Source organism: Fodinicurvata sediminis DSM 21159 (assembly GCF_000420625.1).
Classification (GTDB): Bacteria; Pseudomonadota; Alphaproteobacteria; order Kiloniellales; family DSM-21159; genus Fodinicurvata; species Fodinicurvata sediminis.
On record NZ_ATVH01000017.1, the window covers coordinates 88,841 to 101,573 of the forward strand.

Sequence of the window (12,733 nt, forward strand, 5' to 3'; positions counted from 1 at the left end):
GCTCACTGTCATGAAGGATCTGATGTGACGGATACCAAGGAAGATCTCGCCAGGACACCGCTTCACGCCCTGCACGTCGAGCTGGGCGGGCGCATGGTGCCCTTCGCCGGCTATGACATGCCGGTGCAATACCCCGATGGAATCATGACCGAACACCTGCACTGCCGCTCTGCGGCGGGGCTGTTCGATGTTTCGCACATGGGCCAGGTCCGCGTGACGGGCAAGGATGTGCGCCGCGCCGTCGAAACCCTCCTGCCGGCCGATCTCGTGAACAGCGAGGAGGGCCGCATGCATTACAGCTTCCTGCTGAATGACAAGGGGGGCATCCTGGACGACCTGATGGCCACGCCCTTTGCCGACCATGTCTTCATGGTGCTGAACGCCGCCTGCAAGCAGTCGGACATCGCACACCTGAAGACTGGCCTGCCGGTCGGTTGCGAGGTGGTCGAGGAGGGCGACAAGGCGCTGCTGGCCCTGCAGGGACCCGAGGCGGCCGCTGTCCTCTCCGAGCTGGCGCCAGAGGTGGCGACCATGAGTTTCATGACCATGCGCGACCTGGACATCGCAGGCGTACCCTGCCGCATCAGCCGTTCCGGCTATACCGGCGAGGATGGTTACGAGATATCCCTGCCGGGTGACCAGGCCGAGGCTTTCGCCCGCAAGCTGCTGGCGGATGATCGGGTCAAGCCCATCGGACTGGGCGCGCGGGATTCGCTGCGCCTGGAAGCGGGGCTCTGCCTCTACGGGCATGATATCGACGAGACGACGACGCCCATCGAGGCCGCACTGACCTGGGCCATCGCCAAGAGCCGCCGGGCCGAGGGCGGATTTCCGGGGGACAGCATCATTCTGAAACAGATTGCCGAGAAGACACCGCGCCGTCGCGTGGGGCTGATCGGCGAGGGCCGTGCCCCTGTGCGCGAGGGGGCGGAACTGGTGAACGAAGCCGGCGAAGTGGTCGGCACGGTCACCAGCGGCAGTTACGGACCTTCGGCCGAGGCGCCGGTGGCCATGGGCTACCTGCCGCGTGCACTGTCGGAGCCCGGCACAGAGATCAAGGCCGTGGTGCGCGGCCGAGAGCGTCCGATGAAGGTGGCAAAGATGCCTTTCGTCGAGCGCCGCTACTATCGCGGATGACTTCAAGCAACAGGGAAACTCCCGGGGAGACGAGATCATGAGCAAGACATACTACAGCGATGAACACGAATGGATTGCCGTGGATGGTGACAAAGCCACCATCGGCATCACCAGCTATGCCCAGGAACAGCTGGGTGATGTGGTCTTCGTGGAACTGCCTGAGGTCGGCAAGGCCCTGTCCAAGGGCGACGAGGCCGCCGTGGTCGAATCCGTGAAGGCTGCCAGCGAGGTCTATGCCGCCGTGTCCGGTGAGGTGACCGAGGTCAATGGCGCCGTCGAGGAAGAGCCCGGCAAGGTCAACGAGGACCCGGAAAAAGAAGGCTGGTTCTTCAAGTTGAAGCTGTCCGACACTTCCGAGCTGGACGAGCTGATGGATGAAGCGGCCTACAAGAAATTCATCGAGGGCCTGGACTGAGCACTGCGGGGTCTTTCGCCCCCGTGCCAGTGACAGGTTCCGGAGCAGCCGGCCCCGCCAGCGGGCGGGGCACAGCTGTCCTTTATTTGAAGAAAGGTTGCCGGGGGCATCTTCGGGTGCGCACCGGAGGACCGCAGGAGAACTGGAATGACAGAGACACGCCCGACGCTGAAAGAGCTGGAAGCCGCTGACGACTTCGCCAATCGGCATATCGGTCCTGATGAAGCCGAAAGCATCGCCATGCTGAAGACACTCGGGCTCTCGTCGCTCGATGAACTGGTCGAAAAGACGGTTCCTGGCAAGATCCGCGCCGACCTGCCGGACCTTCCCGAGGCGCGCAGCGAAGCCCAGGTGCTGGGCAAGCTGCGTGAACTGGCCGGCCGCAACCAGCCCCTGACCTCCCTGATCGGTCAGGGCTATCACGACTGCATCCTGCCGCCGGTCATCCAGCGCAACCTGCTGGAAAACCCCGGCTGGTACACGGCCTATACTCCCTATCAGGCCGAGATCGCCCAGGGGCGCCTGGAGGCCCTGATCAATTTCCAGCAGATGGTCATCGATCTGACCGGCCTGGACCTGGCCAATGCCTCCATGCTGGACGAGGCCACGGCGGCGGCGGAAGCCATGACGCTGATGCGCCGCATGGGCAAGAACAAGTCGCCGCGCTGCTTCGTGGCCGAGGACATGCATCCGCAGACCCTGGCCGTACTGGAAACGCGCGCGAAACCCCTGGGTATCGAGCTGGACATCGGCGACCCGGACAGCGACTTCGAGGCCTCTGATTATTTCGGGGTCATCCTGCAGTATCCCAACACCTACGGCAGCATCGGCGATCACGCCAAGCTGGCCGAACGCTGTCACGAGGGCGGCGCTCTGGTGACCGTGGCAAGCGACCTCTTGAGCCTGCTGAAGTTGACGCCTCCGGGCGAGTGGGGTGCGGACATCGTGGTGGGCAGTGCCCAGCGCTTCGGCGTGCCCATGTCCTATGGCGGCCCGCACGCAGCCTTCTTCGCCACGCGCGATACCTACAAGCGTGCGATCCCGGGGCGCATCGTGGGAGTTTCCACGGACAGCAACGGCGATCCGGCTTTCCGCCTGGCGCTGCAGACGCGCGAACAGCACATTCGCCGTGAGAAGGCGACCAGCAACATCTGCACGGCACAGGTGCTGCTGGCCGTGATCGCCGGTTTCTACGCCGTCTGGCACGGTCCATTGGGCCTGAAGCGGATCGCCGACCGCGTGCATCGCTTCACCGGCATCCTGGCCCAAGGGCTGGACAAGCTGGGCTACGAAGTGGTCAACGACAGCTGGTTCGACAGCCTGACGGTCAAGGCCGGCCCCGAGATTCTTGAGCGCGCCCGCGAGGCCGGGATCAATCTGCGTCCGGTCGACGAGGCTCATGTGGGGCTCTCGCTCGATGAAACGACGACGCGTGAGACGCTCCAGACGGTCCTGGCGGTTTTTGCCGGCAAGCAGGATCATGGCCTGGATCTGCTGAAGCTGGACGAGGCGGCGGAAAGCGGTGTTCCCAAGGCGTTGCAGCGCAAGAGCGACTACCTGACCCATCCGGTCTTCAACAGCTATCACTCCGAGACCGAGATGCTGCGCTACCTGCGGCGCCTGCGCGAGAAGGACATCGCACTGGACCGCTCGATGATCCCGCTGGGCTCCTGCACCATGAAGCTTAACGCGGCGGCCGAGATGATGGCCATTACCTGGCGCGGGTTCGCCGCCATGCACCCCTTTGCGCCGACCGACCAGGCCCAGGGCTACATGGAGCTGATCGAGAACCTTGAAGAGTGGCTGGCGCGTATCACCGGCTTTGATGCCGTGTCCCTGCAGCCCAATGCCGGCAGCCAGGGCGAATACGCCGGTCTGCTCGCCATCCGCGCCTATCACGACAGCCGCGGCGACGACCAGCGCACGGTCTGCCTGATCCCCAGCTCTGCCCACGGTACCAATCCGGCCAGCGCGATCATGGCCGGCATGGATGTGGTGGTCGTCGGCTGCGACGAGGAGGGCAACATCGACCTGGCCGATCTGGAGAAAAAGGCCAGCGACAAGGCCGAAAGCCTGGCCGCGCTGATGGTCACCTATCCCTCGACCCATGGTGTGTTCGAGGAGGAGATCCGCCGTATCTGCGAGATCATTCATGAGAACGGCGGCCAGGTCTACATGGACGGCGCCAACCTGAACGCCATGGTGGGTCTCTGCCAGCCGGGACAGTTCGGTCCGGACGTGGCGCACCTGAACCTGCACAAGACCTTCTGCATCCCGCATGGCGGGGGTGGTCCGGGTGTCGGTCCCATCGGGGTGCGCGATCACCTGGCACCCTTCCTGCCGAACCATCCGGTGGTCAAGGAATGCGGGCCGGAAGGCGGCGTGGGGCCCGTGGCCGCCGCCCCCTGGGGATCGGCCGGTATCCTGCCCATCACCTGGGCCTATCTGGCCTTGATGGGACCGGAAGGCCTGAAGAAGGCCAGCCAGACGGCGATCCTGAACGCCAACTACATGGCCAAGCGTCTGGAGGGGCACTACGACGTGCTCTACAAGGGGCGCAACGGCCTGGTGGCCCACGAATGCATTCTGGATACCCGTGACTTCAAGGATACGGCGGGCATCTCCGTGGACGATATTGCCAAGCGCCTGATGGACTTCGGCTTCCACGCGCCGACCATGTCCTGGCCGGTGGCCGGGACGCTGATGGCCGAGCCGACGGAATCGGAATCCCGCGCCGAACTGGATCGCTTCTGCCAGGCCATGATCACCATCCGCAAGGAGATCGCGGCCATCGAGAAGGGCGAGGCGGACAAGGAGGACAACCCCTTGCGCAATGCACCGCATACGGCCGAGGCGGTCCTGTCCGAAGACTGGAGCCACGCCTACAGCCGGGACCAGGCCGCCTATCCGCTGAACAGCCTGCGCGATGCCAAATACTGGCCGCCGGTGGGCCGTATCGACAACGTGGCCGGCGACCGCAACCTTGTCTGCACCTGTCCGCCGCTCAGTGCCTATCAGGAAGCTGCCGAGTAAGGCGCACCAGGCGTCGACATGGCGCCTTTAATCTCAGGGTGTATTGTCGTTCGCAGGCAGATGGCCTAACGTAAGTTGCAGCACCGCAGCCCTTATTGCGACTGCGGTGCTGGTTTCGTCTGTCCTGCCTGAGCGTCTCATGGTCTACCCGCATACCATTCAGCCGCACCGCATGATCTGGAAAGGGTCCTGCAAGCCGCAGGACCTGCCGGAAACGGTTGCGCGCGAGATGAGCGAGGCGCAAAGGGAGGTTACGGGTTACTGGTACAGCCTGAAGCCGGCGGAAGGCCTGCCGGCACGCAGCCGTTTCGACCCGCTTGAAGTCTGGACACGGGTGGCCAGCATTACCCTGTTGCAGGTCCTGGGGGATGGAGAGGACATTGTCTTTCGTCTGGTCGGACAGGATTTCGCGGATCGGGCCGGCTCGAACCTGCGCGGGCAGCGCTTCACCAAGGTGGGCAACCCGGACGAGGTCCCGCAGATCCAGGCGGCGCTGAAGGACATGTTGCGCGATCCACGTCCGGTCCTGCACGCGGGAACGCTGTCCACCTTTGACCGAGGCCATGTGGGCTATCGACGTCTGGCCGTGGGCTTTGCCGAACAGGACGGCGGTCCTCTTGCCCATATCCTCTGTTGTTACGCTTTCGAGTCCTGACACGCAAAAGGGGCCCGGCGAAGCGGGCCCCTGACGTTGCGATTGGCCGTCTCGGTAAAACTCAGCCGCGGCGGTTCTGCTTGCCCAGGGATTCCAGGGCCACGCCCGCCAGCAGCTCGACACCGAAGGGAATGGCCTTGTCATTGAAGTCATACCCTGGATTGTGCAGCCCGTGGGTATGTTCCTCGTCGCCTGATCCCAGGTGGATGTAGGCACCGGGGCAGGCGGCCAGCATGTAGGAGAAATCCTCGCCGCCCATGGTGGGCTTGTGGTTCGGGGCCAGAGTTTCTTCACCGAAGGTCTCGCGGATGACCTTGATTGCGGATTCCGTGGCCGCTTCCTCGTTGTAGGTGACCTCGAACTTGTCTTCGATGTTCAAGTCGATGGTGCAGCCGTAATAGGCCTCTAGGCTTTTGGACAGGCGCTCCAGCGCATCCACCATGACCTTGCGGGTATCCTTGTCCAGGCTGCGCAGCGTGCCACTCATGCGGGCGGTGTCGGGGATGACCGCGAAGCCGCTGATGTCACCGCTCTCGATGGCGCAGATGCTGAGCACGGCCGGACTGAGCGGGTCGACCTCGCGCGAGATGATGGTATGGGCGCGGTTGATGAAGTCGGCCGCGATGCGGACCGGATCGATGCAGCCATGCGGGTTCAGGCCGCCATGTCCACCCTTGCCGTGAATCGTGACATCGATGCGGTCGCCGCTGGCCATCAGCGGGCCGGGGATCACACCGAACATGCCGACCGGCAGGCCGGGCCAGTTGTGCAGGCCGTAGATCTCGTCCATGGGAAAGCGATCGAACAGGCCGTCGTCGACCATGGCCTTGCCGCCGCCCACGCCTTCCTCGGCGGGCTGGAAGACGAAATAGATGGTGCCGGCGAAGTCGCGGTTGCTGTGGAAGTGCTCGACGGCACCCAGCAGCATGGTGGTGTGGCCGTCATGGCCGCAGGCATGCATGCACCCCTTGTTCTTGGAGGAATATTCGACACCGCTGGTCTCCTCCAGGGGCAGTGCGTCCATGTCGGCACGCAGCCCCACAGTGCGGTCGCTGCCTTCAGTGTTGCCCTTGATCCAGGCCACGATACCGGTCTTGCCGATGCCTGAGGCATACTCGACGCCCAGGTCGTCCAGGTAGGCCTGGACCTTGCGTGAGGTTTCATGCTCGCAGAAGCCCAGTTCGGGATGCTGGTGAATGTCGTGACGGAACTGAACGAGTTTATCCAGGTTCTGCATTTCCATGATGATCTTCCTCACTGTTTTTGGGCGTTTTCGGCGGACAGTAAAGCAGCGCCGCGCGAAATGTAAAGCAAAGCCGGCGGGAGCGGCCGGACGCGTCTTGGCTGCTGTCTGTCTGGCAGATCAGCGCATTTTATTAAGAGCTTTTTCAGGGTTTACGAATAAAATACAAGAGAAAGATAAGAGACGAATCTCAAAGAGAGCTGAATGGAAAATCGCAATAGCTTGCCCCCCGGAGACAGCCAGCGGGTGATCTGGTCGGGCTTGCCGAACGGTGTGAGCGAAGCCGGGCAACGGGATGAAACGCTGACGGACCGCCAGCGCACCCTGCTGGCCTATTGGCAGGAGTTGCAGCCAGAAGACGGGAGTCTGCCGCAATGGAGCAATTTCGACCCTCTGCGCCTCTGGACGGTGATTACGCGCCTGGTGGTCTATGAGGTCCTGGACCAGGGCGAAGATCTCTTTTTCCGTCTGGCCGGCGCCGAGTTCGAACGCCATGCCGGGCGCAGCCTTCGTGGCCAACGCTTCAGTCAGATTTCGACACCCGAACGCCTGCGCGCGGGCCAGCGCACTGCCCGTGAACTCTATGACAATCCTGCGCCCCAACTGGTTCACGGCTGGATGGAGGCGGCCGAGCGCGATCATGTCACCTACAGCCGGTTGAGCGTTCCCTTTTCCCTGGAGCCGGGATATCGAATGGATATCCTGCTGGCCTGCTACGAGTTCGGACCCAATGGGCCCGTCCCGCAAACGGGCGCACCTGAAGGGTTCCGCAGGATCTGAAGCGCCCGGCAGAGGCCTGGCAGGTCCAGAAGGTGGATTTCCTGGCAATGCTTGTTAGTGTTGACCTGGTTGGTGTTGCATAGATGACTCTTGAGGCGATCTTACCTGAAAAACCATGGCGCTAAGGGCATGACAGGCGACGGCAGGGCGCTGCCGCAGGAAAAGCCCCCGCAGGAAAAGCACCTGTCTCACGGGACGCTGCTTTTCTCTGCCTTGCAGCATATTGCCATTATCGCGCCCATCGGACTGGTCTTCCCGCTGCTTGTCTTGCGGGCTGCCGATGCCGGCTTTGCGCTTCAGGAGGCGGTGATCACGGCGTCTCTGCTGGCACTGGGCATCGGCAATATTCTGCTTTGCCTGCGGGGTCGAAGGCTGGGCAGTGGTTATCTCTGCCCGGCTGTCTTTACGGCAGCCTACCTGCCGGCGTCACTGGCCGCAGCCGATACCGGCGGGCTGTCGCTGGTTTTCGGGATGACCATCTTTGCCGGGCTCTGTGAAGTCGCCTTCTCGTTCCTGTTGCGCCGCCTGCGTGCCTACCTGCCGGCAGAAATCGCCGGACTGGCCGTGGTCATGATCGGGTTGATCCTGGGTTTCATGGGGTTCCGCCTGATGCTTGGCCTGGACAGCCACGGCGACTTTTGTGAGGGCGTCTCGGACAGTCACGCCGTGGCCCTCGGCGTGCTGGCCCTGGCCCTACTGATCGTGCTGAACGTCTGGGGGCGGGGAGTCTTCAAGCTGTTCGCCGGGCTGATTTGCATCGGCGTGATCTATCCACTGGCCGCCGTTCTGGGCCAGGTGGAATTGCCGGCTGGTCAGCAACTCAGTCTGGTGGGGCTGGTCGACCTGCCGAATCTGCCTTATCTGCTGCCCAGTTTCGATGTCACTCTGGCCGTGCCTTTCATGATCGGGGCGCTTGCCTGTGCGCTCAGGGCCACGGGCGACATTACGACTTGCCAGCGGATCGCCGACGAAAGCTGGGTGCGCCCCGACATGGACAGCATCGCCCGCGGCGTGCGCGCCGATGGCTTGGCCACGGCCTGTGCCGGCCTGCTGGGCGCCGTTGGCCTGAACAGCTTTTCCAGTTCCATCGGCCTGTCACAGGCGACCGGCATCATCCAGCGCAGGGTGGGGCTGGCCATTGGCGGGCTATTCTTCGTGCTGGCGCTGTCGCCCGATATCGTCATGCTGGCCATCGGCATGCCCCAGGCCCTGACCGGTGCCATACTGGTATTCTCCTCGGCCTTCATCCTGTCCAACGGGCTTAGCATCATTGTGGCCCGCCTGTTGGATGCCCGGCGGATCCTGACCATCGGGGTGGCCCTGATCTTCGGTCTCAGCCACGACGTCTTTCCCGAGTTCTACGACCACTTCCCACTCTGGCTGAAGTCCATCAGCGGGTCTTCGCTGGTGGTGGCCCTGGTCCTGGCCCTGGTGCTCAATGCCCTGTTTCGTATAGGGGTGAAGCGCACGGCCGAGCTGGAGCTGCCGCTGGACAGCAGCCTGCTGCCGCAGCTGGTGACCTTCTGCCGTGAACAGGGGGCGCTTTGGGGCGCCCGCCGTGACGTCATTGAGCGGTTGGCCGCCGGACTGACAGAAGCCGGCGAACTGGCCCTGGCCCGCGGCTCCGAAGGCCGCCCGCTCAAGCTGCATGTCAATTACGACGAGTTCCGGATCCGGGCGAACCTGGAGTTCACAGCGGCAGATCCGGACAGCGAGACTGCGCTCCGATCCCCTGACTCAACGGCCAGGACCCAGCCCGGCGAGGACGGACTGGAATACCGCCTGATGCGGCATTTTGCCGACAGCGTTCGCATGGCGGAGAACCAGGGACAGCAGAAGGTGATTCTGGTCTTCGAGACCTGAAGGCAGCTTCAGGCGCCTGTCCTATGTGGAGATCCCACCCAGGCGGGCCAGCAGGCCGGCGACATTGCGCACATTGAACTTGTCCAGAAGGCGGGCACGGTAATCCTCGACCGTGCGTGGCGAGATCGAAAGTTCGCGCCCGATCTCCTTGCTGGTCAGGCCCCGCGCAAGATGCTGGACTACCTGGCGTTCGCGTGCTGTCAGTGAGATGGCGGGGCGGACCTGGGTCAGGTCGGCGAAACTCAGGATGACCCGCTTCATGGGGGCGTCGGGATGGAAGGTGCGCACATGCACCCGGCACCAGAAATAGGAGCCGTCGCGCCGCGGCATGACCCTCTCATCGGTGTAACAACCGCTGATACGCAGGGCTTCCAGGCCCACGTCGCGTATCTGCTCGAACTCGCCGTGACTGGCATAGAGCATGCGGAAGGACTGGTTCAGTAGTTCCTGGCGCGTGTAGCCGAACAGCGCCGCAAATGTCAGATTGCAGGCTCGAATGATCCGCTCTTCAGTCAGCACGAGCCCCACCGGCGCGTGGTCGAACGCCAGTTGGTCCAGATCTTCCTGTACTGTCTTTTCAGCCTGGGTCATGCCGCCTTGTGCCTGCCTACCGTATTTTCACGGGCCGTGATTCTACCAGATTGCGATACTGCGTCTCGCTGTCGAATACTGCAATAGAGCTGCGTATAACAGGGAGAGAATGAAATTATGGATCAAGCCATTGCCAGCGCCGACAGACTGGCCTCGGCCATCGAGGCGCGCCGCGACGACCTGGTCGAACTGACGCAGGCGTTGATCCGTATTCCCACGCTGAACCCACCGGGTGATTGTTACCTGGAGATCTGCGAGTTCCTGTCCGAACGCCTGAAAGGCAGCGGTTTCGAGGTCACCTTCATCCGCGCCGAAGGTACGCCCGGTGACAGTGACAAGTACCCGCGCTGGAACGTGATCGCGCGTCGTGAAGGAAAGAGCAGCGGGCCCTGTGTGCATTTCAACTCCCACATCGACGTGGTCGAGGTCGGCAAGGGCTGGACCTTCGATCCCTTCGGCGGCGAAGTGAAGGACGGCAAGATTTATGGCCGCGGCAGCTGCGACATGAAGGGCGGTCTGGCGGCCTCGATCATCGCCGCCGAGGCCTTCCTGGAAGTCCACCCCGATTTCCCGGGCGCCATCGAGATCTCCGGCACGGCCGACGAGGAGACCGGCGGTTACGGCGGTGTGGCCTATCTGGCCGAACAAGGCTATTTCGATCCCAAGCGCGTGCAGCATGTCATCATTCCCGAGCCGCTGAACAAGGACCGGGTCTGCCTGGGCCATCGCGGAGTCTGGTGGGCCGAGATCGAGACGCAGGGCGAAATCGCGCATGGTTCGATGCCCTTCCTGGGCGACTGCGCCGTACGGCACATGGGGGCCGTGCTGAGCGAGATGGAGAAGAGCCTCTTTCCGGCCCTGGCCAGCCGGCACACGGAGATGCCGGTGGTGCCCGAGGGCGCCCGCCGGTCCACCATGAACATCAACTCCTTCCATGGAGGCCAGAAGGAACCTGACGCGGATTTCACGGGTTTTCCCTCGGCCTGCGTCCCGGATTCCGCACGCATGATCATTGATCGGCGCTACCTGATCGAGGAGAAGCCCGAGGAGGTGCGCGGCGAGATCGTCGAGCTGCTGGAGCGCGTGAAGTCCAGCCGCGACAACTTCCGCTATGACCTGAAGGAACTCTGGCAGGTCAGCCCGACCATGACGGACCGCGAGGCGCCTGTGGTGCAGTCGGTGTCGAAGGCGATCGAGCAGGTCTTCAACAGGGCACCGGAGTACGTGGTCTCGCCCGGAACCTATGACCAGAAGCATATTGATCGTATTGGGCGTCTGAAGGACTGTATCGCCTATGGGCCCGGTATCCTGGACCTGGCGCACAAGCCGGACGAGTATGTCGGCATCGAGGACATGGTGGAATCCGCCAAGGTCATGGCGCTTTCGCTCTGCAGCCTGCTGGGTACGGAAAGCTGAAAGCGATAGAACAACAGACGAAATGACGATAGGGAGTGTGAGAAGATGAAGATGACGGGCAAGATCCTTTCGGCGGCCGTGATGGGTGCGGCCGTGGCCTTTGCCGGACCGGCTCTGGCCCAGAAGACCTCGGTCACCCTGGGCATGGTGCTGGAGCCGCCGAACCTCGATCCCACCGCAGGCGCCGCCGCCGCCATCGACGAGGTGGTCTATGCCAATGTCTTCGAGGGGCTGACTCGTTATGCCGAGGACGGCTCGATCCAGCCGGCGCTGGCCGAGTCCTGGGATATCTCCGAGGATGAGCTGAGCTATACCTTCCATCTGCACGAAGGCGTGACCTTCCACGATGGCACGGAGATGACGGCAGAGGACGTGAAGTTCTCGCTGGATCGCGCGCGGGCCGAGGACTCCACCAATGCGCAGAAGGTCCTGTTCGAGGACATCGAATCTGTCGAGGTCGTCGATCCCCACACTGTCCAGGTGAACCTCTCACAGCCTGATGGCGCCTTCCTGTCCAACATGGCTTGGGGCGATGCGGTCATCGTGGCCGAGGAAAGCGCCGCCGACAACGCGACCAATCCAGTCGGCACGGGCCCCTTCCAGTTCGAGGACTGGCGCGAAGGAGACAGCGTGGAGCTGACACGCTACGAGGACTACTGGGGCGAGCCGGTGGCCTTGGAGAGCGCGATCTTCAAGTTCATCGACGACCCCACGGCGGCCTTCTCGGCCATGATGGCGGGCGACCTGGATGCCTATCCCAGCTTCCCGGCGCCGGAGAACATTGCCCAGTTCGAGGCCGATCCCCAGTTCAAGGTGATCGAGGGGTCCACCGAAGGCGAGATCATCATGGCGATGAACAACGCCGTTGAACCCTTCGATGACATTCGCGTACGCAAGGCGGTGGCGCACGCCATCGACCGCGAGGGCCTGATCGAGGGGGCCTATTTCGGCTATGGTACGCCCATCGGTTCGCACCTGGCGCCGCAGAATCCGGCCTATGTGGACCTGACCGGGCAGTCGGCCTATGATCCCGAGCTTTCGCGCGAGCTGCTGGCCGAAGCCGGTTACGAGGATGGCTTCGAGACGACCCTGAAGCTGCCGCCGCCGTCCTATGCGCGGCGTGGCGGGGAGATCCTGGCCTCCTATCTGCGCGACGTCGGCATCGAGGCCGAGATCATCAATGTCGAGTGGGCCCAGTGGCTGCAGAGCGTCTTCGAGGACACGGACTATCATCTGACCGTCGTGGCGCATACCGAGCCCATGGACATCAACATCTATGCCCGCGACGATTATTACTTCAACTATGACTCCGAGGAATTCCGAGAGATCATGGCTGAACTCGAAGCAACGGCCGATGAAGAGGCACGCAACGAGTTGCTGGAACAGGCCCAGCGCAAGCTGGCCGATGACTACGTCAACGCCTTCCTCTTCCAGCTGCCGAAACTGGGTGTGGCCAAGGCGGACCTGATGGGCCTCTGGCAGGATCAACCGACCCAGGCCAACGATCTGACGGGTGTCTACTGGAAAGAGTGACCGGAAGGAAAAGTCGTGGCCGGCCGGATGCTGCCGTGGCAGTGTCCGGCCGGTTTTCATCAAGGCC

At 63.0% G+C, this 12,733-nt stretch carries 10 protein-coding genes; 8 read left to right on the plus strand and 2 right to left on the minus strand.

Annotated features, from left to right (window positions below):
- Positions 1-24: 24 nt before the first annotated feature.
- From gcvT to G502_RS0114420, 4 genes are all read left to right on the plus strand, one after another.
- Positions 25-1,137: a glycine cleavage system aminomethyltransferase GcvT gene (gene gcvT / locus G502_RS0114405; RefSeq protein WP_022729382.1), complete on the plus strand. Its 1,113-nt coding sequence runs from the start codon at positions 25-27 to the stop codon at positions 1,135-1,137.
- A 37-nt stretch (positions 1,138-1,174) separates the two neighbouring features.
- Entirely contained in the window at positions 1,175-1,552 is a 378-nt protein-coding gene (gcvH, locus tag G502_RS0114410; RefSeq protein WP_022729383.1) for a glycine cleavage system protein GcvH, read from the plus strand.
- A gap of 147 nt (positions 1,553-1,699) precedes the next feature.
- A complete protein-coding gene (gene gcvP, locus G502_RS0114415) occupies positions 1,700-4,585 on the plus strand; it encodes an aminomethyl-transferring glycine dehydrogenase (RefSeq protein WP_022729384.1) in 2,886 nt (961 codons plus the stop codon).
- 139 nt (positions 4,586-4,724) lie between these two features.
- A complete protein-coding gene (locus G502_RS0114420; RefSeq protein ID WP_022729385.1) occupies positions 4,725-5,240 on the plus strand; it encodes a PAS domain-containing protein in 516 nt (171 codons plus the stop codon).
- A 61-nt stretch (positions 5,241-5,301) separates the two neighbouring features.
- On the opposite strand, the gene G502_RS0114425 is transcribed toward G502_RS0114420, so the two are convergent.
- On the minus strand, positions 5,302-6,483 hold the full coding sequence (locus tag G502_RS0114425) for a M20 metallopeptidase family protein (RefSeq protein ID WP_022729386.1): 1,182 nt from the start codon (positions 6,481-6,483) through the stop codon (positions 5,302-5,304).
- A 204-nt stretch (positions 6,484-6,687) separates the two neighbouring features.
- On the opposite strand from G502_RS0114425, the gene G502_RS0114430 reads away from it, so the two are divergent.
- Both G502_RS0114430 and G502_RS20440 read left to right on the plus strand, forming a co-directional pair.
- Positions 6,688-7,263 (plus strand): PAS domain-containing protein, encoded by a 576-nt coding sequence (locus G502_RS0114430; protein ID WP_022729387.1) that lies wholly within the window; start codon positions 6,688-6,690, stop codon positions 7,261-7,263.
- A gap of 129 nt (positions 7,264-7,392) precedes the next feature.
- Complete coding sequence (locus tag G502_RS20440) at positions 7,393-9,126, plus strand: uracil-xanthine permease family protein (protein ID WP_022729388.1); 1,734 nt, start codon at positions 7,393-7,395, stop codon at positions 9,124-9,126.
- A gap of 21 nt (positions 9,127-9,147) precedes the next feature.
- Here G502_RS20440 and G502_RS0114440 read toward each other — a convergent pair whose 3' ends face one another.
- Positions 9,148-9,717: a LuxR family transcriptional regulator gene (locus tag G502_RS0114440; protein WP_022729389.1), complete on the minus strand. Its 570-nt coding sequence runs from the start codon at positions 9,715-9,717 to the stop codon at positions 9,148-9,150.
- A 117-nt stretch (positions 9,718-9,834) separates the two neighbouring features.
- On the opposite strand from G502_RS0114440, the gene G502_RS0114445 reads away from it, so the two are divergent.
- A complete protein-coding gene (locus tag G502_RS0114445; protein ID WP_022729390.1) occupies positions 9,835-11,133 on the plus strand; it encodes an acetylornithine deacetylase/succinyl-diaminopimelate desuccinylase family protein in 1,299 nt (432 codons plus the stop codon).
- A gap of 51 nt (positions 11,134-11,184) precedes the next feature.
- On the plus strand, positions 11,185-12,666 hold the full coding sequence (locus G502_RS0114450) for an ABC transporter substrate-binding protein (protein ID WP_051152287.1): 1,482 nt from the start codon (positions 11,185-11,187) through the stop codon (positions 12,664-12,666).
- Positions 12,667-12,733: the final 67 nt, after the last annotated feature.